The 26,641-nt window shown below is 52.5% G+C and carries 22 protein-coding genes and 1 pseudogene; 11 read left to right on the top strand and 12 right to left on the bottom strand.

Annotated features, from left to right (window positions below; genetic code table 11):
* Positions 1-17: 17 nt before the first annotated feature.
* Genes ACZ52Z_RS09685 through ACZ52Z_RS09675 form a run of 3 tightly spaced genes read left to right on the top strand, consistent with a single transcriptional unit; the run spans position 18 to position 864 of the window.
* On the top strand, positions 18-266 hold the full coding sequence (locus ACZ52Z_RS09685) for a hypothetical protein (protein WP_464270532.1): 249 nt from the start codon (positions 18-20) through the stop codon (positions 264-266).
* 17 nt (positions 267-283) lie between these two features.
* Complete coding sequence (locus ACZ52Z_RS09680) at positions 284-604, top strand: hypothetical protein (RefSeq protein ID WP_464270531.1); 321 nt, start codon at positions 284-286, stop codon at positions 602-604.
* A gap of 38 nt (positions 605-642) precedes the next feature.
* Positions 643-864: a Nif11-like leader peptide family natural product precursor gene (locus ACZ52Z_RS09675; protein WP_464270530.1), complete on the top strand. Its 222-nt coding sequence runs from the start codon at positions 643-645 to the stop codon at positions 862-864.
* A 199-nt stretch (positions 865-1,063) separates the two neighbouring features.
* On the opposite strand, the gene ACZ52Z_RS09670 is transcribed toward ACZ52Z_RS09675, so the two are convergent.
* The 5 genes from ACZ52Z_RS09670 to ACZ52Z_RS09650 all read right to left on the bottom strand — a co-directional run bounded on the left by ACZ52Z_RS09670 (position 1,064) and on the right by ACZ52Z_RS09650 (position 6,951).
* Positions 1,064-2,164 (bottom strand): succinylglutamate desuccinylase/aspartoacylase family protein, encoded by a 1,101-nt coding sequence (locus ACZ52Z_RS09670; protein ID WP_464270529.1) that lies wholly within the window; start codon positions 2,162-2,164, stop codon positions 1,064-1,066.
* A complete protein-coding gene (locus ACZ52Z_RS09665) occupies positions 2,157-3,422 on the bottom strand; it encodes a RimK family alpha-L-glutamate ligase (RefSeq protein WP_464270528.1) in 1,266 nt (421 codons plus the stop codon). Before ACZ52Z_RS09665 ends, ACZ52Z_RS09670 begins: the two co-directional genes overlap by 8 nt.
* 25 nt (positions 3,423-3,447) lie before the next feature.
* The gene (locus tag ACZ52Z_RS09660; RefSeq protein WP_464270527.1) at positions 3,448-3,933 is read right to left on the bottom strand and encodes an ATP-dependent zinc protease family protein; all 486 of its coding nucleotides are present in this window, start codon (positions 3,931-3,933) and stop codon (positions 3,448-3,450) included.
* 180 nt (positions 3,934-4,113) lie between these two features.
* Positions 4,114-4,737, bottom strand: coding sequence for a thiol peroxidase (locus ACZ52Z_RS09655; RefSeq protein WP_464270526.1), 624 nt, complete (start codon positions 4,735-4,737; stop codon positions 4,114-4,116).
* 255 nt (positions 4,738-4,992) lie between these two features.
* Positions 4,993-6,951 (bottom strand): SLC13 family permease, encoded by a 1,959-nt coding sequence (locus tag ACZ52Z_RS09650; protein WP_464270525.1) that lies wholly within the window; start codon positions 6,949-6,951, stop codon positions 4,993-4,995.
* Between the two features lie 255 nt (positions 6,952-7,206).
* On the opposite strand from ACZ52Z_RS09650, the gene ACZ52Z_RS09645 reads away from it, so the two are divergent.
* Both ACZ52Z_RS09645 and ACZ52Z_RS09640 read left to right on the top strand, forming a co-directional pair.
* Positions 7,207-8,046 carry a cytidylate kinase-like family protein gene (locus tag ACZ52Z_RS09645; RefSeq protein WP_464270524.1) on the top strand — a complete coding sequence of 280 codons (840 nt, stop codon included), beginning with the start codon at positions 7,207-7,209 and terminating at the stop codon, positions 8,044-8,046.
* A 778-nt stretch (positions 8,047-8,824) separates the two neighbouring features.
* Positions 8,825-10,504 carry an arylsulfatase gene (locus ACZ52Z_RS09640; RefSeq protein ID WP_464270780.1) on the top strand — a complete coding sequence of 560 codons (1,680 nt, stop codon included), beginning with the start codon at positions 8,825-8,827 and terminating at the stop codon, positions 10,502-10,504.
* Here ACZ52Z_RS09640 and ACZ52Z_RS09635 read toward each other — a convergent pair.
* Positions 10,439-12,100, bottom strand: a complete 1,662-nt coding sequence (locus tag ACZ52Z_RS09635) for an IS1634 family transposase (RefSeq protein WP_464267206.1) — start codon at positions 12,098-12,100, stop codon at positions 10,439-10,441. The genes ACZ52Z_RS09640 and ACZ52Z_RS09635 overlap by 66 nt on opposite strands.
* Before the next feature lie 549 nt (positions 12,101-12,649).
* On the opposite strand from ACZ52Z_RS09635, the gene ACZ52Z_RS09630 reads away from it, so the two are divergent.
* From ACZ52Z_RS09630 to ACZ52Z_RS09620, 3 genes and pseudogenes are all read left to right on the top strand, one after another.
* A complete protein-coding gene (locus tag ACZ52Z_RS09630) occupies positions 12,650-13,684 on the top strand; it encodes an HAD family hydrolase (protein ID WP_464270523.1) in 1,035 nt (344 codons plus the stop codon).
* Positions 13,684-14,273, top strand: a pseudogene (locus ACZ52Z_RS09625) (hypothetical protein). The gene ACZ52Z_RS09630 and the pseudogene ACZ52Z_RS09625 overlap by 1 nt, the downstream one beginning before the upstream one ends.
* A gap of 151 nt (positions 14,274-14,424) precedes the next feature.
* Complete coding sequence (locus tag ACZ52Z_RS09620; RefSeq protein WP_464270522.1) at positions 14,425-14,991, top strand: lipid-binding SYLF domain-containing protein; 567 nt, start codon at positions 14,425-14,427, stop codon at positions 14,989-14,991.
* 252 nt (positions 14,992-15,243) lie between these two features.
* Here the strand turns inward: ACZ52Z_RS09620 and ACZ52Z_RS09615 are convergent, their stop codons facing one another.
* The 5 genes from ACZ52Z_RS09615 to ACZ52Z_RS09595 all read right to left on the bottom strand — a co-directional run bounded on the left by ACZ52Z_RS09615 (position 15,244) and on the right by ACZ52Z_RS09595 (position 20,849).
* Positions 15,244-17,592, bottom strand: a complete 2,349-nt coding sequence (locus ACZ52Z_RS09615; RefSeq protein WP_464270521.1) for a tetratricopeptide repeat protein — start codon at positions 17,590-17,592, stop codon at positions 15,244-15,246.
* Entirely contained in the window at positions 17,553-18,080 is a 528-nt protein-coding gene (locus ACZ52Z_RS09610; RefSeq protein ID WP_464270520.1) for a QcrA and Rieske domain-containing protein, read from the bottom strand. Before ACZ52Z_RS09610 ends, ACZ52Z_RS09615 begins: the two co-directional genes overlap by 40 nt.
* 12 nt (positions 18,081-18,092) lie before the next feature.
* Positions 18,093-19,340, bottom strand: a complete 1,248-nt coding sequence (locus ACZ52Z_RS09605) for a cytochrome b N-terminal domain-containing protein (protein ID WP_464270519.1) — start codon at positions 19,338-19,340, stop codon at positions 18,093-18,095.
* A gap of 268 nt (positions 19,341-19,608) precedes the next feature.
* A complete protein-coding gene (locus tag ACZ52Z_RS09600; protein ID WP_464270518.1) occupies positions 19,609-20,565 on the bottom strand; it encodes a SphA family protein in 957 nt (318 codons plus the stop codon).
* The gene (locus ACZ52Z_RS09595; protein WP_464270517.1) at positions 20,562-20,849 is read right to left on the bottom strand and encodes a Trp family transcriptional regulator; all 288 of its coding nucleotides are present in this window, start codon (positions 20,847-20,849) and stop codon (positions 20,562-20,564) included. Before ACZ52Z_RS09595 ends, ACZ52Z_RS09600 begins: the two co-directional genes overlap by 4 nt.
* A 356-nt stretch (positions 20,850-21,205) precedes the next feature.
* On the opposite strand from ACZ52Z_RS09595, the gene nifE reads away from it, so the two are divergent.
* Genes nifE through ACZ52Z_RS09580 form a run of 3 tightly spaced genes read left to right on the top strand, consistent with a single transcriptional unit; the run spans position 21,206 to position 25,223 of the window.
* Positions 21,206-22,561: a nitrogenase iron-molybdenum cofactor biosynthesis protein NifE gene (nifE, locus tag ACZ52Z_RS09590; protein ID WP_464270516.1), complete on the top strand. Its 1,356-nt coding sequence runs from the start codon at positions 21,206-21,208 to the stop codon at positions 22,559-22,561.
* Positions 22,561-23,916 (top strand): nitrogenase component 1, encoded by a 1,356-nt coding sequence (locus ACZ52Z_RS09585; RefSeq protein ID WP_464270515.1) that lies wholly within the window; start codon positions 22,561-22,563, stop codon positions 23,914-23,916. Before nifE ends, ACZ52Z_RS09585 begins: the two co-directional genes overlap by 1 nt.
* A gap of 32 nt (positions 23,917-23,948) precedes the next feature.
* Positions 23,949-25,223 carry a NifB/NifX family molybdenum-iron cluster-binding protein gene (locus ACZ52Z_RS09580; RefSeq protein WP_464270514.1) on the top strand — a complete coding sequence of 425 codons (1,275 nt, stop codon included), beginning with the start codon at positions 23,949-23,951 and terminating at the stop codon, positions 25,221-25,223.
* Between the two features lie 66 nt (positions 25,224-25,289).
* Here the strand turns inward: ACZ52Z_RS09580 and ACZ52Z_RS09575 are convergent, their stop codons facing one another.
* Complete coding sequence (locus ACZ52Z_RS09575) at positions 25,290-26,486, bottom strand: DnaJ domain-containing protein (RefSeq protein WP_464270513.1); 1,197 nt, start codon at positions 26,484-26,486, stop codon at positions 25,290-25,292.
* Between the last annotated feature and the right edge of the window lie 155 nt (positions 26,487-26,641).

Here is a 26,641-nt window from a genome sequence, read left to right as displayed (position 1 = left end):
GTCGAAGGAGATACCTGATGAAAAAAGAGATAATGGAAAAAATTTTTGAATATGCCTCCATGCCTGTGCATGGCACCCTGTCAAGAAAATTGCGCAATGGGGTCAAGATGCAGGTGAACGAAGGACGCGTGTATGAGGAGGCGGTAATGTTCCTGGGTGATGATTTTATCAGGATAACGGAATCACTACCAGGTGAAACCGTTAATACCTACTATAGCTGGGACTCTATCGCATCGGTGAGAACACTTGGTAAGAACGGCGAATAGCTCATGAGGTGAAGTGCATGACAACACAGGAACCTATACCCTATCGGCCCTTGGGAATGATTGCGACCATGTTGGAAGGCTTGGGGTTTCAGCCGACCCACTTTCATGAGGACCTGGTGTTTGTTGAGCATAATGCCTTCCTCGTCCAAATGGGGGAAGAGGGTAAAGATCTCCATGTATGGTTTAACGTCGACTGCGAGTCTGGAAAAACGGGTGATATTATGGACGCCTTCCAGTCCCAGGCCGAAGTGTTTGATTTTAACATACAACAAAGCGGCACCTATAAGATGGTTGCCAATTCGGAGAATGAAACCTTGCAGATTGAGTTTATCGCATAGATGGAATATGGACCTGACGAACACAAGGAGTGTAGACTATGGCGAAAAAGAATGTTGAAGAACTGCTGATAGCGGGCGGCGAAAATGAATCTATTCGCAAAAAATACGATGTACTCAAGACCATGGATGAATTTGTAGTCCTTGCCGGTGAGGACGGCTATGCATTCACTGTCGAAGAGCTGGAAGACGTGTTGCGGGAATCCGGCGATTCCTTTGAATCATTCGGCAATCCGCCGAAAAAAATGATCTGGTGGTTTTAACTTTTTCTCTGCTGATTGCGTTCGGGCCTGGTAGCGATCCGTTTGAACAGGGTGCTTGGTATGCGATGTTTTCTATCAGGCCTGAACGTCTTTTCTCCTCTTTTCTCTCCTTTCCCTTGGCGCATGTGCCTGTTTTCATGTGCCGACCGCTACGTAGCCTGAAAGCAGGAAGTGTTGTCCCTCACCGTCACTCGTCGGCTTACTCTTCCTGCGGACTGGCTTCTTGTGTGGGCTCTACGACGAGGACGCTTGATCCTAATTCTTCAAGAACCTGTTGCTCCAGGCTATCTTTTTTCGCCCGTAACTTTGAGAGTTTCCGGGGAACCGCTTTTTTGGGCAGCTTGCCGAGGTGACAGATTGGCTCACCAGGACTGATGGAGGGCAGGCTCGTCATTCCCATGATCACACCGTTAAAAGGTGCATGCAACGTCCCCTGTTCCTCGCCCAACAGGGTGGTGCTGGTTGCCAATGGCTGTCCTTTTTCGACCAGATCACCAGGCTTGAAATGGAAGTGCAGGAACCCGCCCTGCTCGGCGCGAATCCATTTGGATTGCTGAATGACGACCTGATAGGGCGGCTTTTCCGTCTGGCTCTCTATCATACCGAGTTCACTGAACACATTTTTGATCCCCCGAATGGTGGTCTCGACAATGCCCGGCTCGACTTTCCACACCTCACCGGCTTCGAGAATGATCGTCGGACATCCAGCAGCGCAGGCTTCTCTGCGAAATGAACCTTTTGGTCCTTTGCCGTTCATGATTATTTCGGTGCCGAAAACCCCGGCAATCCGTTTGACCTCCGGATTGGTCAGATCGCCTCTGACTGTCGGGTAGTTGGTGCGGCGGACCGATGCCGTGTGCAGGTCGATCCCGTAATCGGAGCGCATGACAATGTGATTAAAAATGGTATGGGCCATGCGGCTGGCAAGGCTTCCGTCAGCAGTGCCCGGAAATGAGCGGTTTAAGTCCCGGCGATCCGGAAGGTATCGAGAGTGCCGCTCAAACGCGGGGAGGTTAAGTACCGGCACCAGAATGACTGCACCCCGCAGCAGGTGAAAGTCGTTGTCCTGGATGAGTTGGCGTACAGCACCACAGCCGTTCAGTTCGTCTCCGTGTAATGCCGCTGTCACAAAAACCGTAGGGCCTTCCGCAATTGCCCGACGAATGTGCAGCTGGATGTTGACCGTCATGCCGCTGTAGCTCTCTCCCACAGCGAGTTCCACGTCGCGTGATTCTCCCGGAGCTATGCTGAGCCCAAACCACTCAGCGATGTTTTTTTTATAGCTCGAAGTATTATTCATTACCGGTTTGATTGCCTCCTGATGGTATTGCAATCGGTGCAATGAGTCCAGATTCATTCAAGACCTCATCAGCCACGGGCAGGTCGGGGAGACCTCTTACCTTGGGCCGTCTTTTGCGACGAATCTTCACCGGCGTCAGGTGGCGCATCAGTTCCAGCTTGCCAAAGCAAAGCAATCGGTCCGCTGCCTGTATCACACGATCGGAGCGGGGGTTGGGGATAACCTTTGCCTCTCGGTGGAGGGTAAGAACAACAATATCCTTTTCTCGTAAACCAGATTCATGAATGGTCTTCCCTATGTATTCTGAACCTTCCGGTATCTGAATTTCAGCGACGCCATACCCGCTGCTGACGGTAAGACGCTGGCGCAAGTCAATCTCGGGAAAATCGATCTGTGCCGCAATATAATCAATGATTGAACCAGCGATATCCAGTTGGGTGCAGCCTTCGATCCCCTCGAGTCCGGGCGATGAATTGACTTCCATAATCTGTGGACCTTTTTTTCCCTCAAGTAGGTCAACTCCCGCGACTCGAAGCCCAAGTATCTGTGCTGCCCGCACGGCTGTTTCTTTGTATTGATCGTCAAGGATGACCGGTTCCGTCACACCTCCTCTGTGGACGTTGCTGCGGAATTCCTGTCCTTGAGCAACCCTTCGCATGGCGCCAACAACCCGATCGCCCACTACAAATGCTCGAATATCTCTGCCCTTGCTCTCCTTGACGAATTTCTGTATCAGGACACTTTGTTTTTGGCTCTGCAGCAGCTCTATGATGCCGGCAGCGGTATTGATGGAATTGACCAGAATAACCCCGATCCCTTGGGTACCTTCAATCAATTTAATAATAACAGGAGCCCCGCCGACTCGCTCAATGGCCGGGAGCACATCTTTCTTGTCTCTGACAAAGGTCGTTTGGGGGATGCCGATATTGTGGCGACTGAGTATCTGCAAACTGCGTAATTTGTCGCGGGAATTGGCAATACTGGCCGAAGTATTCGCACAAAATACGTCCATTTGTTCGAATTGCCTGACAACAGCATTGCCGTAATAGGTAATAGACGCCCCTATCCTGGGCAGTACCGCATCGTATTGTGAAAGGCGTTTTTGTCGAAAAAAGAGATCAGGGTTTCCTTCCTCAAGGTCAATGGCGAATTTCAGCGTATTAAGAACCTTGACATTGTGTCCTCTTTGGATCGCAGCTTCGCGAAGACGTCGCGTGCTATAGCTCTGCGGGCTGCACGATAATATTGCTAGCTTCATGAGGTTCCTCTGCTGAAATATTCTCTTATTTTTGGCTTTTTTTGCGGGGGGGCTTTTTTTTGCGCGGAGGCCGTCCGCCATAATAGGACGTGCCTCCGTCAACTAAAAATCGACCACGAAAAGCTTCTCGACCAAGGAGCATCCTAAATCCCATTGCATCGCGGCTGGCAAGGGTGAGCTCGACCGGCCAGCGTGCACCGAGTAATTCGACAGTGGTCATAATCACCGGTCGCATTTTTGCTACGCCGCTGGAGCTTCTCACTGACCTGAATTCAAGGATGGCTGCCTCGACAACGACTGTGTTATCTTTTGAGCGTTGCACCGGATGAACAGTAAAGCGCACCCATTGGCACTGGTTCCGCTCGAAAATTTGCATATCAAAGGCATGCAGCGAGGATGTACGTGCCCCGGAGTCGACTTTCGCTTTGATGGTGGGTATTCCAAGATCCGGCAGTGCGACCCATTCCCGCCAACCGATGACAGGTAACCGGGCTATCTCCTTTTTGACCATCTATGCTCCCGTTGCAATTCCCTTATCTTTTCAAGAAGAGGGTGGAGATGCATACAAAAAATGGGTGCCTTCACAGCAGATAACTGGCGTCTGCTGAAATAGCTCCATCGACCCGTGCGGGTTGCACAAGGAGAACCTTTACAGGGAGAAGGAAGGCAACCACAGAGTATACCGGGTTGTTCAAGGTAAGGCATCGAGTTTTTCTGCAATGGCAAAGGCCTTTTCCATATCCGGCAGGTGGGTCAATTCGGGAACCACCTGGATGTAGCGCACGATCCCCTGTTTATCGACAATGATGATCGACCGGGCGAGCAGCATCGGCCCTTCAACCAGGAGTCCGGTTGCCCTGCCGAAGTCCCCTTGCTTATAATCAGAGAGGTAGGTGAGGTCAGTCAGTTTTGCTGCCTGGGCAAAACGCTCTTGGGCAAATGGGGTGTCGCGGCTGATGGTGATTCGCTTGATCGAAGCAGGGAGTTTGTCGCCTTCTTCTCCCAGGATGTGGGTCTGGATGTCACACACTTTGGTATCAATAGACGGCACCATGCTCAACAGCAGCACTTTGCCCGTGATGGCACTCAGGTCTACCGGCTGCATGGTTTGGGCATCAACGAGGGGAGTCTTCGGCAATCTCTGACCAACCTGGATGCCCTGGCCGAGCAGAGCCATGGTGGTGGATTGGCGAGTTACTTCCGTTCCAGGAAGCACTGATTCGCTCTCAATGATGGGTTGAGGCTGCTTGGCCCCACACGCGGCAAGCAGCATGAGCAGCAGGATACCGGTAAGTGGATAGCTGATTTTGCTCATGGTCGTCTCCTTTCAGTGATGTCGATGAATGGCCATGTCCCGGGGGACTGTTGGCTGTCTGTGAGCAATACACTAAGAACGGTGTGGCTTGGGTCAATCCTCAGCAGGCAGGTTCACGGCGCCGGACCATGTTCGCTCTCTGGTGATCAGGGCAAGAGCGGATGCTGCGGTACCGAGTCGAGGGGGTGTTGAGCGTATGGATCAGCACGAAGACCAACGTTGAGCAGCGAGCTGCCGCTTCACACCCAGAGATGGCTAATAAAAGGCAATCAGCATAAGCGTTAAAATCAGAAGAAACAGGATGGTCATTCCTGCGCCCGCTTTCACGTAGTCCATGGTTTGGTAGCCACCTGGTCGCATGACCAGTGCGTTAACCTGGTGGGTGGGCAGAACAAAGGTATTTGATGCTGCGAGGGCGACAACCATAGCCGCCACCCGGGGATCGCAGCCTGTTTCAACAGCCATTGACATGGAGAGCGGTACCAGAAGAACCGTGGCTCCGACATTAGATACAACCAGGGTGAAAAACGAGGTCAGCGCTCCGATGATGAGCAGAAATAACGCATCAGGCACGGTGCCGACCAGGGTCATGATGGTGGTGGCCATCCATTCGGCGGCGCCGGTTTTTTGAAAGGCGAGCCCCAGGGGAATAAGGCCGCCAAGCAGGAAGACGGTCATCCAGTCGATGGATTTATATGCCTCGTCAATGGTAATCACCCTGGTCAGGATCATGCCCAGTGCGCCGGTAAGCAGGCATACCGAAAGCGAGGCGTTCACCGGTACCCCGATCGCTGCGGTGAGGGGCTTGAGCCAAAGTATCATCGCTATGGTAAGGGCCAGCCAGCCGAAGGCGGTCACGACTTTTTCCTCTCGTACCACTTCTCCTTTCAGTTCATTGGTAAAGGCAAAACAATCTTTTTTGGCCAGTTCCAGGAATTTTTCCCACCGCCCAAACATCAGCAGGGCGTCGCCGGGCTTGATTGTTTCCCTGGTGATCTGATCGAATTGACAGGCACCATCCCGGCAGAGCACTACCGGTACAATGCCATGCCTTTTCCTGAATCGCATTTCCCGCATGTCTCTGCCGACCATTTCGGAACGGGGAGTGACGATCCCCTCTACGATGCCCGCGTTGTTGGGGGAAAAGTCTTCTGCGAAAATATCCAGGTCTCCCTTGAATCTCCATCCCAAGTCGTGTGCACATTGTCGCACATGGACTTCATTGCCGACCAGGGCAAGCGTTTCATCCGAGTGGATGAGTTCGTACCTGGTCGGAGCGTAGTTTTTCAGTTTTTTTTCCGGCGAGTAGACCCCGGCAATGGTGACGTGGTAACTGTCTCGAACATGCAGCTCCTCCAGGGTAAACGAGCCGAAGTCAGCAGGGATGTCCACTTCAAAGACTCCGGCGATCTCCTGATAAGTGTCAGCCAGGGTAGAGGGCATGATCTGGTTGTCCTCAGTACTGGAATCTTTTTGCGGGATGATAACACGACCGAAAACAACAAAATACAGTACTGCGGAAATAACCAGGGCAAGGCCGATGGGTGTTTGAGTGAAAAGCCCGAGCGGCTCAATGGGCTGGGCAAAGGTATTGAGCTCGTTGGCTTGCTCGATCAGGTCGTTGAGGAGAATGGTCGGGCTGGCGCCAACTAAGGTGATGGTGCCGCCGATGATGGCACAATAGGCCATGGGCATCAGGATCTTGGAGGCGGAAATACCTGTTTGCCGGGAAATCCGGCGAACAGCAGGAAGAAAAAGCGCTGCAGCCCCGATATTTTGCATGAAACTGGAAATAAAGGCAACGGTCACAGAAATCAGGATAATGATTTTGTTTTCCGATTTTCCCGCCCGATGCAATATCTGTCGGGCAAGGATATTCATACCGCCCGTCTTGTCGAGCCCCGCCCCGATAATAATTACCGCGATGATGGCAACCACCGCGTTGCTGGATAGGCCGCTGATGGCTTCCTGGGGGGAGACCAGACTGAGGAGGGGAAGGATTACCATCATCATGATGCCGACCACATCGACCCTTACCCATTCAAAGACAAAGAGGACGATGACCAGGGCAAGCACACCGAAAACAAGTCCCATCTGGAGGGTGAATACGCTTGCCCCTCCTTTAGGCCCGACAGCGGCAAAAACGTTACTGAACCCCACCGTCAGGAGAAAGGCAGGACAGAGAAAAAGAGACGAAAGGACCTGTTTGCGCATGGAAATTCCTCAAAGGATGTAATGGGATGAGCAATTCAGCGGGTATGCTGGATTGTGTAGCACTATTTGGGCCACAATTCGATGCAGTTATTTTCAACATACAGATCATTTTTAATGAAAAGTCGTGTCTGCCTGTTACTATGCCCATGGAGTGAGGGCGATAACTGCAGGGGGAGCATGAGGTTGACGGGTTATGCCCTTTCTTTTACTATACTTTCAATACGGTAAATTCACTCAGGAATCAAGGAGAGCAATATGGCAATTATTACCATTTCAAGGGGTTCGTTTAGCAGGGGTAAGGAAGTTGCGGAAAAACTGGCGGAAAAACTAGGCTACGAGTGTGTCTCTCGAGAAATTCTCCTTGAAGCGTCCCAGGAATTTGACATACCGGAAATGAGGCTTTCCCGTGCGCTCCATGATTCTTCCTCCATATTTGAGCGTTTCAATCAGGGGAAACTGAGGTACATGACCTATTACAAGTACGCCCTGCTCAAACATGTGCAGAACGACAATGTGGTCTACCATGGTCTGGCCGGGCACTACTTTTTAAAGGATATTCCCACGGTTTTTAAAGTCAGAGTGCTGGCTAACATCACCGATCGTGTCAGCGAGGTGATGCAGCGAGACGGCATCTCGGAAGCCAAAGCATTTGATACCATAAAAAAAGATGATATTGAACGACGTAAATGGGGACTGCAGCTGTATGGCATAGATACCTGGGACAGCCGACTCTATGATATGGTGCTCAATATTCATAAATTACAGGTCGACGATGCGGTCAATATCCTCTCCTCTGCTGTCCAGTCCCCTGTTTTTCAGACAACCGAGGAGTCAAAAAAACGAATAAACGAATTAACCTTAGAGGCCAAAATTCATACCATCATGATTGACTACTCCCTGGTGGTCGAGGTGAGGGTGAAAGACAGGGTCGCCTACCTTTCCAACGTGGGCGATGTCTTAAAAAATGATGAGATGATCCGTTCAAGGATTGAGAAAGTGGTCACAGATATCGAAGGCGTGGATAAGGTCCAGTTTCTTGATAAAACCTTCTCTGATCAGGGACACGTCAACCCCTTCTATAACATCAACAGCTGATCTGCCTCGGGTCTCGGGTAGTCTTTACCCCATGGGGGTATCCCCATGTGCATAGTTGATGACTAGTTCATGCAACACGGTCCGGCTGCCACCGAAGGGCAGGGGGACCGTGTTCCTTCCCGGGTATATTCACCCAATAGTTTTCGCATCCAGCCAAGACCATTTTTTCCATACGTGAAGCCGAATCTGTTGTATAGCGTAAAGCGCAGACCTTGAATGGTACGTCGGACAGCCGGTGAGCCTAAGGACTTTAGCGCATATCCCTTATCCTGTATAAGTAATAAATAATAACAGGTTGTTATTCAGCTTCAAGCTTTGGTTCGACACTGACCAGGGCAGAATAGGAGTGTGGTTTTTCCTTTCTGTTCTTTTTGTCGTTGGAAGGCCTGCTGTAACTGCGAAGAACAACCCGGAGTAGAATTCTCTGACGGCCAGGCACAGTACATTTGGGGCGATATTACCTGTTGGCGTACTGCTCAGTGTGGTCAGCTTGGGTGTCCTTTTTCGCCTGCACGGCTAGTGATCGCCCACGGAAACAGGGAGTAGCTACCTAAAAATCAGCGCAGACCAAAGCCGTTTATTCAACGCCATTTATTGAATGGCGTCAGTATGTCCGTGGTATTACGTTTGGATATCGTTGATAATTTTTCCTACATTTTTTTGACATCACAACAAGCTGTACCTAAAGTTAGTTAGTGTTTTAAAGGCAAAGCACCAACAAACAGTGGAGGCAAAGATGCGATTTCGGAGAATGATTTTTGTTGTTTTTGCGATGTTCATGGTGGTGGCGTTGCGTGAAGGGCAGGTCTATGCCGCTGATCAGGCAGGCAGCCAACCAAATATTCTTGTTATCTGGGGAGACGATATCGGCCTGTGGAACATCAGTGTCAACAGTCGCGGCATGATGGGGTATCAAACGCCGAATATCGACCGAATTGCCCATGAGGGTGCGTCATTCACCGATTATTACGGGCAACAGAGCTGCACAGCCGGCCGGGCAGCCTTTTTAGGAGGTAATGTACCTGTACGTACCGGCATGACCAAGGTGGGGCTTCCCGGGGCCAAGGAAGGCTGGCAAGAGACCGATGTCACCATTGCCGGAGTGATGAAAAGCCTGGGGTATGCAACCGGACAGTTTGGAAAAAACCACCAGGGGGACCTGGATGAGCACCTGCCGACCAATCATGGATTTGACGAGTTCTTTGGCAATCTCTACCATCTGAATGCTGAAGAAGAGCCGGAGAACGAAGATTATCCGGGGGATATGGTCCTTGCCAATGGTAAAACCTTCCGGGAGCAGTACGGGCCACGAGGGGTGATCAAATCGTGGGCGCAGGCGGATGGAAGCCAGCGGATTGAGGATACCGGGCCATTGACCAAAAAGCGTATGGAGACTGTGGACGAGGAGACCCTTGCTGCGGCCAAGGATTTTATCAAGCGTCAACATGAATCCGGTAAACCGTTTTTCTGCTGGTGGAATGCGACCAGAATGCATTTTCGTACCCATGTGAAGGACGTGCACCGGGGCATTTCCGGTCAGGATGAATATAGCGACGGCATGGTCGAGCACGATATGCATGTGGGTGAGTTGCTCACGCTCCTTGACGAACTGGGAATAGCCGAGAATACCATTGTTTTCTATTCCACAGACAACGGACCGCATTACAACACCTGGCCGGATGCAGGGACGACGCCGTTTCGCAGTGAAAAAAACTCCAACTGGGAGGGGGCCTACCGGGTTCCGGCCTTTATTCGCTGGCCCGGGCATATTTCTGCTGATACTGTGCTCAATGGTATTGTTTCCCATGAGGATTGGCTGCCGACCTTTGCCGCAGCCGCAGGTGAAACCGACATCAAAGGCAAGCTGCAGCAGGGAACCGAGATAATCGGACGAACCTACAAAAATTACATAGACGGCTACAATCAATTGGATTACCTGACCGGCAAGGCGAGTGAGTCGCCGCGTAGTGAATTCTTCTATGTCAATGATGATGGGCAGATTGTGGCTATTCGCTACGATGCCTGGAAGGCAGTCTTTCTGGAAAACCGCGGACAAGCCTTTGGGATATGGCGTGAACCTTTTACAGAACTGCGCATTCCACTGCTCTTCCACCTGCGTCGCGATCCGTTTGAAAAAGCACAGCACAACTCCAATACCTACAATGACTGGTTTCTTGACCGGCCCTATGTGATCGTACCCCTGCAGCAGCTGGCTGCACAATTTTTGCAGACCATGAATGAGTTCCCGCCTTCCCAGTCTCCGGGGTCATTCAATCTTGAAAAGATCCAACAGCAGATCAAAGCGGGCTGGGGTTTAAAATTCAAAATCAACACCTCGGCGCTAAGCCTGCTCCCGCGGGCCTTGGCAAAGGACGCTGTTTTTCGCGTGTGCCTACGTTATTGCAGTACCGTTTTTAACAGTTTTTATACCAAAAACCTCGTGAAGTCGGTCAATTGAAAGGCAGTTCAGCATGGACTTCGCCACCTTGGGTAGCTCATTTAATTGGTAAAAACTGTGATCTGGTGTGGCGAACTCCGTTGCCTGTATTTTAGACGCAACCCGTCTAATCTGTGACCAGGGTTTTTTGCATTTCAGCTCCGCTATCCGCTCTACGAATAGTGCCAACACACATATTTTTACATGGGCTTCTATTCGCCTTTCAGCCCAATGGTACATTGGCATCATTTTGATCTGCGTACGCTTAAGTGAGCGGAAGCACCGCTCAATGACCATCAGGCCACGGTAACCATAGGCCGCATCCTCAAGGCTCAGGTGGATGTCGTTGGTTTCCAGTACCCACTTGCCATCATACTTTGCCGCAGCCTTTATGGCTTTACGGTCGATCCGGACGGTGCCCTTCTCAGTTATGGTCAGGTATTTTTTGTACCTTCGAGAACCCAACAGGGCTATAGCCCATTTCCTGGTTGCACTCTTGTCTTTGTGCTGCTTGAGTTCCCATTCAAGCATGGCAACAATTTTTTCTCGGTGGGTGGCCTGCCGTCTGGCCTCCGACGGATTATAACAGACGATATATCGCTTGCCGTTGGCGAGGTTCACCTCTTTGGCATGAAGATTTTCAGAGAATTCCCTGTAACGACCTGGCTGCGAAAGAACTGTTTCCTTAACCTCCTTGACACTGGCCATCCTGGTGGCAAGCAGATATGTGCCGCAGGCCTTAGCCAGTTCCTTTCGATTCCCTTCGGAGTTCATCCCGGAATCAGCAACGAACAGCGCCCTGCCAAGATTCCACCCTCGAAGATCGCTTTTAATGGTCTCGACAGTACTGACGTCAGCAGTATTGCCGGGGAATACCCAACTTCTCACAGGGATACCCTCTCGAGTAACAGCCAGGGCGACAACGACCTGAGGCGCCCATGTCCCTTCTTTCGTATGACCATACTGCCGCGGGCCTTCCTCATCCTCATAATCAATGGCAAAAGATGCTGTAGTGGTATCATAGAAGATGAGATCCACCGTCAGGTTCAGCAGGTTGGCCACATTGTAAAAGATCTCCCGCTCTACCTTATCCGAATGGCTATGGAGCAAGTCCATGGCCTCATACATGTGATGCAGTTGCAAGCTGTCACACCCTGGCAGATATACAGTTTCAAGCCACCTGTCCCAAACACCAAGTTTTGATTCCGGAGTACACAGTCGATTGGCAACCATGGCAAGCAGGGCTTTTTCATAGGGAACCTGCTTCTTTTTGGCAACCTCCCTGAATATTTTGCCGATACCGTATTGCTCCCACAGTTCCTCGATGATTTTAACTGTACCGAAATCGACGGTCCGGAGGATCTTGACATCTTCCGGCAAGCCGCCTTTGCGCACTTCACCGTCCAGAGGATCAATAACCTCGACGCCGCAGACTCTGGCAACGGATCGGCATAACCGCACCAAGGCTTCACGGTCCAACTGGTCTGCCCGCCCGAAGCTGTGGATAATTTTAGCAGTCACCTTACCGGTGACCGGATGCCGTTCGTTATGGGCCAGCTGGTAGTATTTTGTTACCGAGCCGTCTTTGTTCTTTCGTTGAGTAGTTCGCAAATACATGATTGCCTATCATGCTAAATGCGTATCCCCAACCTGTCAATAACAAACTACTCAAACGTGTGCCTACAGGTTTTGACCAAAATCAGGAGACTTGAAAGTGCAACGTGCTGATATTACGTGATTTTATTTTTCGACTGCAGTAAAACGTGCCTACAGTTCTCAAACTAAAGGCGGGGGCAAGCGGACATTGATGATATGAAGGCAGCCTCGGGATTCCGTGGCTGCTTTTTTTTCGCGATATTCGCAGTCCGGACTGAATCCCTTTTAGTTTAATCATGAATCCGTGACGACTTAACGTCTTGTTTACTTTAATATATTGTTATTGTCAGGCTTAGACTCGCCAGGCACGCGCGCGGGGCGTCCAAGAATGGCAGGCTAAATACAATACTTTTGGTCTCGCATTGGCCAATGCAGATATTTTTATTGAGACGGGATGCTGCCCGGTGACTTTTTTGAACCCTGCACAGGTGTAGGTCTAACGTGCTGAAATGATGATGATCGGGAATGCAGGCTGATCCGATAACCTTCATGCGAAATGAGGTCTCAGGTATGAGATGTGAGCAAAGTTTACCACGTTTGATGTTTTTTCTAGCGATTATAAGCAGTGTACTGTTCGCTGCGCAAAGCCGGGCCGCTGATCCCCTGCCATCCTGGAATCAAGGCAAAGCGAAAACGGCTATTTTAGAGTTTGTCGAGAGCGTTACCCTGCCGCAATCCAAAGACTTTGTCCCTGAAGGCGATCGTATCGCCACCTTTGATAACGACGGGACACTCTGGACTGAGCATCCCATGTATACCCAGCTGGCCTTTGCCCTGGATCGTGTTAAAGCGCTGGCCCCCGAGCATCCGGAATGGAAAACGACCCAGCCCTTCCAAGCGGTTCTTGAAAACGACCACAAGGCGCTTGCCGCGGCTGGCGAGAAAGGACTGCTCCAGTTGGTTATGGCTTCCCACGCCGGCATGAGTACGGCGGCATTCGAAGCTATTGTTCAAGAGTGGATAGAAAAATCGGTTCATCCGCGTTTCAAGCGCAAGTATATAGAACTGACGTTCACACCCATGCTGGAGCTGCTGGCCTACCTGCGGGCCAATGGCTTTACAACCTATATTGTTTCCGGGGGCGGCATTGAATTCATGCGTCCGATGACCGAGGAAGTCTACGGAATCCCACCGGAGCAGGTCATTGGTTCATCCATCAAAACCGAGTATGAGGTCAAAGACGGGAAACCCCAACTGACCCGTCTTGCAGAAATCGATTTTATCGATGACAAGAAAGGAAAACCGGTTGCTATCAACAAGTTTATCGGGAAACGACCTATCGCGGCTTTTGGTAATTCAGCCGGTGATCGGGAAATGCTGGAGTGGGTTGGGGCCGGTGATGGCGCACGACTCATGATGCTGGTATTTCACGATGATGCTGAACGTGAGTATGCCTACGGCCCTGCCAACGGGTTGGAGAAAACACCGTTTGGTGCATTTCCGCAGTCACTGATGGACGAGGCCGGACAGCGAGGTTGGCATGTCATCAGCATGAAAGATGACTGGAAAGCCGTGTTCGCTGCTCAAGATGGCAAAGAGCTGTGATGGCGCAACTTGCATGCAGAGTGATTCTTTGTTTGCTGCGGGCTTCGCTGCCGATGAATACCTTCCCGGTTCAGTCTTCCGGTACCACAACCGGCCTTGGTGATCTTAATCTTTTTGCCGCTTATCTGTTTGTGACAGGCAATCCGGCAGTGAGTTTTGGTTTTGGACCCCAATTGACTGCCCCACAGCACCTGAGGATGCAATGGGAACAGAAAAGCGGTCGGCAGGCCTGGTCAACGTGTTGTTTGCTGGCAGGTCAAAAAAAAATCAATATGGCTATCTCCTCTCGTGGCAGGAGAGCTTTGCAGGCGAAGACAGTCGTGCCGATGTCAACATCGCGGCGTTTCAGCCGTTTGCTTTCTATCAGCTCGGAGGTGGTACTTATTTGCGAATGGCCCCGATTTGGACCTACAATCTGGAAAATGATGATTATAATATTCCCGTGGGGTTAGGCATAGGCCACGTGATCAAGCGAGGGCACACGGTCTTCAATGTTTTTATCGAACCGCAGGTGTCGGTTGCTGATCGGGGAGCCGGACAGCCGCAATGGCAGGTTTTTCTGGGCTTGAATCTGCAGTTCATTGAGTAAGTGGCACTGACAAACCTGTAGGCCTTCTCGCCGTCCCTGTGAGTGGGGGAGTTTGCTGGCTGGATCATTTTTCTTTGTATATCGGTTGAAAGGAACGCTACGAATAACCAAGGCAGTGCCATTATCAATCTCTACCATGATGAGGTGTGAAATGAAATCCGTTTACCGTGTCCTTGTGTTTGCTGTTGTGATGTTGGCCGTCAGTACCGCCGCCTGGGCGGACAAGTACCAGGAAACCCAGAAAATGTTTATTGGTGGCGGTGTCGGGGATATGTTTTCAACCGCCTATGGTTATGCCCTTTTTCCGACCATCGGCAAGGCTGGCTTTGTTGTAGGCGGTGCCTATGGCGAGGGGCGGGTGTATGAGCAGGGCAAGTATATCGGCGATACCTCCATGACCCAAGCCAGTGTCGGCTTTCAGCTCGGCGCCACTGGATTCAGTCAGGTTGTCTTTTTCCAGGATAAACGTGCCCTGGACGAATTCACCAATGGCAACTTTGAGTTCGGTGCAGAAGCTCAGGCAACGGTTCTGACCGCAGCGGCCGGAGCGTCCGCCAACACCAGCGGCAGCTCGGCAACAGCAAGCGGCGGAAAAAATAATGCAGCCATCGGCAGTGCCGGCTACAATAAAGGCATGGCTACCTTTCAGATCACCAAGGGGGGGCTGATGTATGAAGCCAGCCTTGGCGGACAGAAGTTCAGTTTTAAGCGTAAGTAGGCAGCGTAAAATTGCATCATCATCCCTGTTTTGCCGGAGGCGGCATGGGTGATGATGCAGTTTTTTTATACAGTGCTATTGCCGCCGAGCAGAACGAGCTTCCCTTACCAGTTTCCTGCCTCAACCCCTGATCCTTTCTGTTTTTCCTGCCAGTTCACCTTACGCAGGTGTGATCCTGCCTTTCTTCCAGGTTCTCCATTCGGACAACGCTAAGCCGGTGCGCAGGGTCATGGCTGAGCAAGATGCTGATTATCACTGGCCCAGGAGCCGCAGTAATTCCTTTGCCGAAGGGTGATCGGGTTCCCTTTCCAGAACCGATTCCGCCAGGTGACGTGCCTCGGAATATTTCCCGAAATTGAGATAGAGCTGTGCCAGGGTGGTAAAATATTCCTGGTTTGACGGCTCGCGTCCTACCAGTGCTTCCAGCCGTTTTACACCATCAGAATAGCGTTTGAGTTTGAGCAGGACCAGGGCCAGGTTGTACGCTGGTCGACTGTTGTCCGGCATTCCGTGGGCAGCTTTTTCCAGGAATTCGATCGCCTCGGCATACCGATGCAATTCAGCCAGGAGCAAGCCGAGCGAGTACTGGATCTGGTAGAGCTGCGGATGGGCTGCCGCCACCTCCCTGAAGAGATTCTCTGCCGCCTCATTGTCTCCAATTTTGTTCAACTCCATGGCCAGGTTGACCTTGGCCGGTACAAAGTGATGATCAATGGCCAGGGCCTGACGGTAATAGTCAATCGCAACCAGGCTGTTGCCCAATGTGCGCTCCAGATTTCCCAGGTTGAATCGCTGGGGAGCAAAGTCGCCGTTGTAGGCCATGGCCTCCCTGTATTCTTCAATGGTGCGGGCAAGGGTGGCACGGTCCTGTTCTTTGATTTTTTCCTGGGGCAGCTGGAGGAGGCTGAGTGCGGCTTCTATCCGCACAGCTTTGACCGGATCATACAATTTGGGAGCGATGTCGCGGATAATGGTACCTTGTTCCGGTCCCTGGAGCATCCGCAGGGCTGTATGGCGAAGCAAGGCCTCTTCACTGTTGAGCGCCAGTCTGATCGCCTGTTGGGTCTGCGGGCCGGGGTATCGGCTGAGAAAGGAAAGGGCGACTGAACGGATGATAGCGGGCTGGAGGCTGTCGCTGCTCAGTTCAGAGAGGGATGCAGCGGCTGCGGGAGCATTTTTTTCCTGCAGAGCAAGAACCTCTCCGTAATGCGGCTTCCGTGTTTCTCCATACCATTGCGTATAGTGCTGAGTGATCCATGCAAGGGGTTTGTCGCTGTGACAATCCGCTGCAGAGCAGCTGTTAGGGGTGCCCAGCTTCTGGCTGAGATCCGGTCGGGGAACTCTGAGACTGTGATCCGGCCGATAATCAATACCCATATAATAGCGCCCGGGCATGTGGCAGCGCACGCATGAGTTCCCCTTGCTGGGCTTGCCCTTGTAGGTCGCTTTATGAAAATGGTGACTGTAGGCATCGTATTCGGCCTGCCGATGGCATTGCAAGCAGAGGGCGTTTGAGCGCTCGTGATCAAGCAGTGGGGTAAGGGCGTGAACATTATGGCAGTCGCTGCACCTGACCCCCCGATGATACATCTTGCTCTGCACAAACGACCCGTATACATACACCTCTTCCTTTATCTGTCCATCAACAAAATACAGCGGTTCGCTCGGAAGTGAAGGAACAAGCAGGTCCAGGACCTCATGGCTTTCATGGGTGTTGTCTCCCAGCTGGTATCTTCTGGAATGGCAGGGTGCGCAAAGGGCTATCTGTTGTTCTGGCGACATGCTTTGGGTGGAGACAACCAGGCCGAAAGTGGGGGTATCTCCGCGACCCAGGGGCGGTCTCTTGGCCCAGGCAATATGTTCCGAGGCCGGACCGTGACAGGCTTCGCAGCCAACATTGATTTCCGACCAGGTGGTAGCATAGCTGTCGGTTGCCATTGCATAGTTTTTTTTCACATTGGTCGAGTGGCACTCCGCACACATCGCATTCCATGTTTGGCCGCCATTGGTCCAATGGAGCCAGTCATCAGGTCCGTCAACGGTGTATGGAGGAAGCCTGTACCACTGCTGTTTTTCCGTATCCCAGGCGATCGGTAAACATTGCAGACGTCCTCCGGGAAAAGGGATGAGGTACTGCTGGAGCGGTCGGTGGCCAAAGGTATGGGTGATGGTAAAGGTGGCCGGGGTGCCGTCCGGTCCTTCTGTTTCGACCATATAGCGGCCGTTACGGGTAAAAAAACGGCTGGTTTTGCCTGTATGTGGATCGAGAAAAGTGGCATCGTCAAAGTCGCCGAGTACGCTCTCAACCGAGGCTTCCGCCATTGCAAGATCATGGTCGGATCCTTTCCATTGGGAGTACTCAGCCAGGTGGCAGGCCTGGCATTGACCTGAACCGACAAAGGCTGGCCGTGGGGCATCCGGATCGGCAGGCATGGCCTGTTGTCGATAACCGTAGATAAACGGGGTGCTCAGCAGGATGACCAGGGCGATCAAAGCGAGACCTTCCCACCACGCGGTCTGCTTGACGGTAGAGGATGCTGTACCGGGCGATTGATTGCGGTTCACAGGCTCACCGATCGATTTTGCTGGGCTCCTGTCCATTTCTGCGGAGCTGCCACGTTGACGAGGACGAGACCGTTTTCTATGCGTATAGGGTAATTATCCAGCCCGCGTACGGCAGGAGGAGTCAGAACCTCCCCGGATCGATCAAAACTTGATCGATGGCAGGGACAGATGAAGCGGTCGGTTTCTTCATCCCAGACCAGGGAGCAGCCTAGATGGGTGCATGTTTTAGACAGGGCCAAAAAACTGCCGTCAGCCTGTCGTACCAAGTAAAATTGTCCTCTGGGTATGGCGGTCACCGAGCTGTTGGCAAAGTCCTCCGTATTGCCGGCCGGCACGAAGTTTTCCTGTGTCCGGCCGCTCCTTTTTCGGTGTGCAGCGCGAAGAATTGACGCAAACACCCAGGCGAATTCCAGGCTGACGATTAATGCCAGCAGTTTCCACACCCCATTGAGGAATCGTCGCCTTGGTGACGGCTCGAGCTCTTTCTTCGGCGGTGTTGCGGTTGTTTGATGGTTCGACAGCATGACCGGCACGTCTTAGGAAAAGGAGAGAAGCTGCATCCCTGCTCCGCGAAAGCAGAGACCTGTGAGGGTCAGGCAGCAAAGGGAGACAACAGTGAAAATGAATCCTGCCATAATGGCACGGGCCCGTCCGATTTTACCCCAGCGGACAAGCACCGCATACAGAATAGCGTACCAGCCGATCAGGATGGCCGCCGGCAGCGGACTCTGACGAAGTGCGGCCAGGGTCCTGCTGGAGTTGAGGATCTGTTCATCTATGAGAATGAGGACCCCACTGACGACCACGGCGGCAGCAGCAGACCAGCAGGCAATCGTACCGCCTCCGCGTCCATCAAACCATTGCCCCTCCTCAAGGTAGCCGCCGTTTATCCATGGTAAAGCGAGAAGGGCCGCACCCATGAATACCGGAATGATACCGATGGCGTACAGGGGATGCAGGTGAATGAGCAGTTCCTGAAAACCAAGAAAAAACCAGGCCGCCTTTGCCGGATTGGGGGTCATGCCGGGATTGGCCATTTCCGCCAGTGGTGCATCCACCAGCGCTGCAAACACAGCGACAGCGGCAATGAGGCTACAGCCGACAGCCGCTTCCCGAACGATCAGGTGAGGGGCAGTAAAAACCAAACGGTCTTTATCCAGTGAACGTCTGCGGACAAGCCCCCCGCACTTGCGGATCATGTAGAAATGGTAGGCCGAGGCAATGAGCAGACACATGGGTAATATGCCGGTATGCAGGGCGTAAAAGGCCGCGAGCGTCTGCCTGCCAGGCTCGTCGCCCCCCTGGAGAAGCGCGGTCAGTTGGGGACCAAGCAGAGGGAGGTACTCGAGCATGTTGAGAAAAATGGTCACTGCCCAGTAGGCGAGTTGGTCCCAGGGAAGGAGGTAGCCGGTGAAATTGGCGAAAAGTACCAAAAAGAGCAGCCCCAGTCCCATGTACCAGTTCCACGCCCGCTCAGGAGTGACGGCGCCGGTAAGATAGACGCGGCAGCAATGCAGGACGGCAACAATGACCAGGAGATTGGCAGCCCAGTAGTGGATATTTCGTATCCAGCCGCTGAGGGAGCCTTGCGCATACATCGCGGAAACCGAATCGTAGGCGGTTGCTGGCTCGGGAGTGTAGGCAACGAGTTGGGTTATGCCCGAAAAAAAGAGGACCAGGAGCAAGGTGACACACATGCCGCCCAGACCAAAGCTGAGACGAAAGCGGAGGGTGTCTGCTGCAACTTTTTTCGGGTGCAGGTGGAGCAGGAATTTCAGGAGCACAGAATGCCTGGTATGCGGAGCCAATATCTTGCCTCTTAACCGTGGGAGTATTCGGGTATATTTCTGCCTGGGTCAGGTAAACAAGTTTGCAGGGAATGTAATAAAAAAGGTCAGTTTTGTCTCCATTGAAAGAGAAAAAGGCGGATCGGAATTTGGCCGTGGAAAGGAGTACCCTCTTCTGGGGGAGCGCCTTATTAGTGAAAGGAATTAAGGGTGAGCCGAGCCCTATCCATCGGTGGCGACACTCCGATGGATAGGGCAGGAGCTTTTAGAAGTGGTGGACCCAGCGCAGGTTATAGCGACTGCCTTCGGGGCGGTTTTCCACACTCGTTTCCCAATAGGCATTGAAAAACAGGTGATCATCTGGGGAAATATGCCACACCAGACCGGGGCCGAGGCCCAGCACCTGCTCTTTGCTGTTTTCCAGTTCGTTGCCATCTGCTTCGGTATCGGTGAGCTGTTTGAGGTAATACCCGTTCAATCCTATGCGCAGTTGCTTGGGCAATACCTCATAGGCGGTGGAAAAATTGAGGTGGATGGCTTGTCCTGCCTGAATATCATCGATCGCTCCATAGGACGAGTGCGGCTTGTCGTTTTCGGCGTTCCAGAGGTAATGAATACGGCTGGTGATGGTCCACTCCGGGGTGAAAAAATAAGTTCCGGTCCAGTAGGGGTTGAAGGAGAAGTGGTTGCTTCCCGGATTGATGGATTTATCCTGGTCGTACTTCCCGGTGGGAAAGATCAGCTGCAGTTCTACCCGGTGCATGAATTTCGGACCGTTGGCGCCCATGATTGGATCCCACTGAAGAAAGGGGCCGACAAGCAGGTCACCGAATCCGGCACCGTTGGCCTGCGGCAGCATGGAGTTGTCGACGTCGTAGTCCAGGCCCAGGGAGACATACGGGATGATGACGTCCATCCCCCATTTGCCGCCCAGGAGTACAGCTTGATCAGATTGATAGATGAACTGGGTTAAACTGATCCAGCCGTCAAGATCAGGATCAGGTAGGGGAAGCTCGTTTCCATCACCATCCATTAAGCTGTCTGCACTGTAATACTGAAGGTACTGGGTAAAGTACAGCCCAGGGCCTGCCGGCGGCCCACCGTCCACAAAGGATGTGAATCCCAGGTTGACGGCCGGCAATTCGTAGGCTATGGCCGGGGTCGTTACCAGTATGGAGGCGGCCAGACACTGGGTCGTTTTCCTGATCAGCTTGTTACTCATGACGTGTTTTCTCCTGTTTCGCCGTATCGTTTGAGCAGTCCTCTGGTAACGGAGGCACTTTTTTTGAGAATTTTTGATCCTCGAGTGATTTTGCACAGGCTGATGCCGTACTGTGCAGCGATTTCCCTTTGCGTTTTTCCTGCATAGAGATCGAGGAGTAAACGCCAGCGAAGGGTAATATCTTTTTTTTCCCCCGGCGTGAGGATTTCCTCAAGAAATCCGGCCATAGTTTCCGGGTCGTCAATTTTGGCAAGTACGGTTGCCAGCTCGCTTGATGAGTCCATGTATCTCTCCGTTTCTATTTGCAGAAACAAGCAGGGTCCTACCAGATATACTTTTTTTTGTCAATCTGCGGTTTAACAGTCCTTGAGTATATAGACGAGGTAAGGATTGTGTGCGGTGTTTACCTCTTTGTCGGCATGGGAGGTGACTGTCGATCGTATTGTTCAAAATTGTAGTTTTTTTTTCAATTAAGTGTTGTTGCCTACCGGGCCTTCTATCGCAGAGGAGTCTGGATTTGAAGAGTTTTTTTATAACAATTTGATATAACTTACTAAAATTTTATTCTGGGGAGTGGCACGCTGCTTGCCCTATAAGGGAAACTACTTTCTGCAAATTCATGATTAAAGGATACCCGGCAATGAAAGCTGCACATGTATTGGATCAGCGAAAAGGTCAAGTCCACACCAAAGGGACGGCACCTTTTGACATTGACTGCAACAAAGACAGCCTTGCGGGAGCCGTGAGTCAGCGGGCGTGCGTATTCTGCGGTTCACGGGTTGTACTCTATCCCATTGCTGATGCCCTGCATCTGGTGCATGGGCCGATCGGTTGTGCCGTGTATACCTGGGACATCCGCGGTGCCCTGTCAAGCGGACCGGAATTGCACCGGCTTTCTTTTTCTACCGATCTTCAGGAAATGGACGTGATCTTTGGCGGAGAAAAGAAGCTGGAGGCAGCATTGCGTGAGTTGATCGACCGCCACCACCCGGCTGCCGCGTTTGTGTATTCCACCTGTATTGTCGGCCTCATCGGTGATGACCTGGAGGCTGTTTGTAAAAAGGTCTCCGAGGACAAGGGGATACCTGTGCTGCCGGTGCAGTCGGAAGGATTTAAAGGCAACAAGCGGGCCGGTTATGAAGCAGCCTGTGAGGCCATGGGCCGTCTGGTGGGCACTGGCGACATCAGTGATGTCTCCCCGTATTCCATCAACATCCTTGGTGATTTCAATCTCGCCGGAGAGATTTGGCTGATTCGTGAGTATTTCGAGCGGATAGGGATTCAGGTGGTGGCTAATATCACCGGCGACGGGCGTATAGCTGATATCCAGCGGGCCCATGGAGCAGCCCTGAATGTGGTTCAGTGTTCCGGAGCCACCATGGAACTCGCCGATATGATGGAGGAACGATATGCGATCCCCTCTATCAGGGTATCCTATTTCGGGGTCGAGGATATGGCTGATGCGCTGTACGAAGTGGCCAGGTATTTCAAGGATCCTGCATTGATGGAGAAGGCTGCCGAGGTGGTCCGCAGTGAGTTGGAAGCCCTGCTTCCCGAACTGAAGTTTTACCGGGAAGCACTCCAAGGAAAGAAAGCGGCCATTTATGTTGGTGGAGCCTTCAAGGCCTTTTCCCTGGTCAAGGCCTTCCGCTTGATAGGCATGGACGTGGTGATGGTTGGTTCGCAGACTGGAACGCGTCAGGATTACGATGAACTGGAAGAGATTACCGATGAAGGCACCATCATCGTCGATGATTCCAACCCGCTGGAGCTTTCCGCGTTCATGAAGGAAAAAGACGTGGACCTTTTTGTGGGGGGGGTGAAGGAGCGGCCCATCGCCTATAAACTTGGGGTTGCCTTCTGCGACCACAACCATGAACGCAAAGAGATGCTGGCCGGTTTTCAGGGTATGCTCAATTTTGCCCGTGAAGTCTATGGATCGGTGATGAGTCCGGTCTGGAAATTTGTTCCCCGTCGATCAGAGGAGCGTGCGTGATGACTAAGATGCCCAATTACACTTCAACGACTAATGCCTGCAAACTCTGCAAACCACTGGGTGCCTCGCTGGCGTTTCGCGGGGTTGAGGGGTGCGTCCCTTTTCTTCATGGCTCTCAGGGATGTGCTACCTACATGCGCCGCTACATCATCAGCCATTTTAATGAGCCCATTGATATTGCCTCTTCCTCTTTGGGGGAAAAGCATGCTGTCTACGGAGGTGCAGCCAACCTGAAGCTGGGGTTGAAAAACGTCACGGAAAAGTACACGCCGGCGATCATCGGGGTGGCCACGACCTGCCTTACGGAGACCATTGGCGATAATGTTCCCATGATTCTTCAGGAATATCATGAGGAGTTCGGGAGCGAAGACTCTCCGCTGGTAGTCACCGTTTCCACTCCCAGCTATGCGGGCACCCACATGGAGGGGTTTCATGCTGCCACTACCGCGATGGTGGAACAACTTGTTGAGCCGACGGCCGCCATGCACGATCGAGTTAACCTGTTTAGCGGGTTTATCTCCGCAGCTGATATTCGGTACCTGAAAGAGGTGTGTGAGGATTTCGAGCTGCCCATTACCCTCATGCCCGATTATTCGGACACCCTGGATGGACCGGCACTCAATGACTACCCTCTCGTTCCCAAGGGTGGCACCCCCTTTGATGAAGTACGCCAGATGGGCGGGGCAAAGGCCAGTATCGAACTGGGCTCCACCCTGCCAGGCAAAACAGCCGGCAAGGTGCTGGAAAAACAGTTCGGAACCCCGCGCTATGAAGAAGGGTTGCCCATCGGGTTGCGGGAAACCGATGCCTTGATGGAGGTGCTGTCGACACTATCCGGCAGAGAGATGCCGGAGAAATATCGTGCAGCCCGAGGCCGGTTGATTGACGCGATGGTTGACGGCCATAAGTATATTTTCGGCAAACGGGCAGTGGTTTTCGGCGAAGAGGACCTGGTGGTGGGGTTGACCTCCTTTCTGGCCGAGATAGGAATCAAACCGGTGTTGTGTGCGTCGGGAGGCAACAGCGGTCAAATGCAGCAGGCCATCAGCCGGGTGATGGAAGGGATGGAAGGTGCAATGCCCGTGGTGAAAGAAAACGTCGACTTTTACGATATCGAGGCGCTGGCGGAAGAGTTGGAGGTGGATCTGGTGGTCGGTCACTCCAAAGGCTACACCTTTGCCAGGAAGTTAGACATCCCCCTTATCAGGGTCGGCTTTCCCATTCATGACCGGGTTGGAGGGCAGCGCATACTCCATCTTGGTTATCACGGCGCCCAGAGCCTGTTCGACACTGTAACAAATACCATTATCGCCAAGAAGCAGAGCGATTCTCCGGTTGGCTACACCTACATGTAACCCCATCGCCCTGAATGAGAAGAGGAGAAAAGATGAAAAAAATTACCGATAAAGATTATCATCGGCATCCCTGTTTCAACGCCAAGGCAAAAGGGCAGTATGGTCGAGTGCATCTCCCTGTAGCCCCCAAGTGCAATATCAAATGCAACTTCTGTGACCGCAAATATGATTGCGTGAATGAATCACGGCCAGGAGTTACCAGTAAGGTACTCACCCCTGAACAGGCAGGAATTTACATGCAGCGGGTGCTGGAGAAGGAGCCACGGATTACCGTTGCCGGTATTGCCGGTCCAGGAGACCCCTTTGCCAACGGCGAAGAGACCATGGCGACCCTGCGACTGGTACGCAAGAACCATCCGGAAATGCTGCTGTGCATATCTTCCAATGGAATGAACATAGGCCCCTATATCCCCGAATTGGCCGAAATTGAAGTGAGCCATGTAACGATTACCGTGTGTGCGGTTGATCCTGAAGTCGGGAAAGAGGTTTACGCCTGGGTCAAGGATGATAAGGTGGTCTACCGAGGTCTGCAGGCTGCCAGGCTCCTGCTCTCCAGGCAGATTGCCGCCATTCAACAACTGAAGGCACATGATATCACCGTGAAGGTCAACTGTATCGTTATCCCGGGCGTGAACGATCACCATGTGGAGGAAATCGCCCAAACCATGAAAAAGCTGGGTGTGGACCTGCTCAACTGTATGGCCCTGTTCCCCAACGCCAATACGCCCTTTGGGCACCTGGAACAGCCTGGAAAGGAAGCCATGGAGAGTATCCGCAGTATGGCCGAACAGTATCTGCCGCAGATGCGTCACTGCACCCGATGTCGAGCAGATGCGGTGGGGCTGCTTGACGATGACCGAACAGAGGAATTTCGAAGCTGTCTTTCTGCCTGTACATCCATGAAACCTCAACCAGCTGATAGGCGTCCGTATGTTGCCGTAGCGACCCACGAAGGCATTCTCATTAATCAGCACCTCGGCGAGGCGGCCTCATTCCAGATATGGGAGCCAGATGGGAATGGTTATCGCAAGGTTGAGGATCGCCCTGCTGTTCAGGCTGGAGGAGGTTTGAAACGGTGGCACCAACTGGCAAGATTGCTTGGCGATTGCCGGGCAGTGCTGGTCAGCGGAATAGGCGAGACACCGGCTGAAGTGCTGAAGAGCTCAGGGGTGAGGCCGGTGGAGGCCGCTGGCTTTATTGAAGAGGGGCTGCGCGTGGTGTATGAGGGAAAAACCACCACCAGGTTAAAGGGAAGAAACCCTTGCGCAAGCGGTGCCTGTACCGGAACCGGTGGTGGATGCGGCTAGGGTACACACCATTTTCTCTCTTCTGCTGGGCAGCAGCCGGATTGTGTCGGCGCTGCCCTGTTGTATTTAAAACGTAAAGACAGACCGCGTGGTTTTCCGGTGGTTGTGCCCGGAAAGGTGGGCGGCCAGATCGATCCGTCGTTGGGCAGGAGAGCTCTGGGCGTTGTTCCCTGCAATCCTGGCCTGTGCATGAATGGTTTCTGGGCCGAATAGAAAATTTTTACCATACCAATGGGATCCGCCAGCCAGCTTCAGCAGGCAACTTGTCTCCGGGCAGGGTACTTCCAGTACTTCTCCTGCGCGTACAAATCCATAGACCAGTTCTTCTCCGTTTGTCCCGTCCACCATTTTAATCAGGCAGTGCACTCCTGCACGCGGAGCCCCTGTGAGGAGCAGCGAGTCCATCGTTGGTTCCTGCGATTTTTTCCACAGGATACCTGTGGCCGGCAGAGGAAGAGGAGGCGGGGTGCTGGTGGAGAAAAGGTACTGATCTGTGAGCTGGATCAACAGGTTGCTTTTTGCGTCTGAACCGCTCTGAACTGAAGTTTCGGAAAATGAGTGATCCTCAAGCCAGCGATGAAAGGTCTGCAAACCGACGATTGTCCGCCACTGGGGATGAGCATCCGCCACCCGGACGTGAAGGGTCAACGCTTCCAGGATGTCTTTCGGAGTGTGCATGGCCGCAACTGGACCGAAATCATTGACAAACAGGCGCAGAGCGCTCATCGTTCGAGGCCCAAAAAAACCATCCGGCTGTCCGACATCATAACCGAGGCGGGTCAGGTTGCGCTGGACGGTTTTCAGGGCGGACCGGGGGAAGTGGTTAAAGCGCTCGGCCTTGAGCCATAATGTCGCTGCATTGTCGGTAAAGCTGTGACCCGGGGAAGAGTGAGTGCGCTCAGGTGAGGGGTGCTCTGCCGGGGAAGGGACCATGAATTTCATTGCCAGGGTCAGGACCAGGCCGCAGACAAGGAGTCCCAAAAAAAGATGGGTCCAGAACCGATGCTTGACCGGCAGGGGGGCTGAAAAAATGGTGCAGGGGCTCCTTGCTTCTTGTCGACCGGTCTCTAGTTGCTGCATGGCAAGGCTGTAGGCACTGTTGAGTGCCTGCATTTTTTTTTGGGCGAGCTGTCTGCGTTTCCGGTCGTCAGGAAAACGATCGGGATGCCACTTGCTGGCCAGCGTTCTATAGGCGCGCTTGACGTCCCGGGGTGTTGCTCGTCGGTTAAGTTGGAGGATGCGGAAAGCGGTATTCAGGTCCATGAGGGGTTTTTCTCCACGCATGGGCGCGGCGCGAAAAAGATGTCGGCTGACAGGAAAGGTGGTTGAGTCAATGATGACCTATCACTCCATACCCAGGGCTTGAGGTGCTCTCCTGCTTGCTTTTCTTGTTGAAAGTTGGAATATATAAGAGAAGT

This window comes from Desulfogranum aggregans, assembly GCF_055398265.1.
Note: the sequence above shows the minus strand (reverse complement) of the source record. Positions and strands in the feature narration are given on the sequence as shown.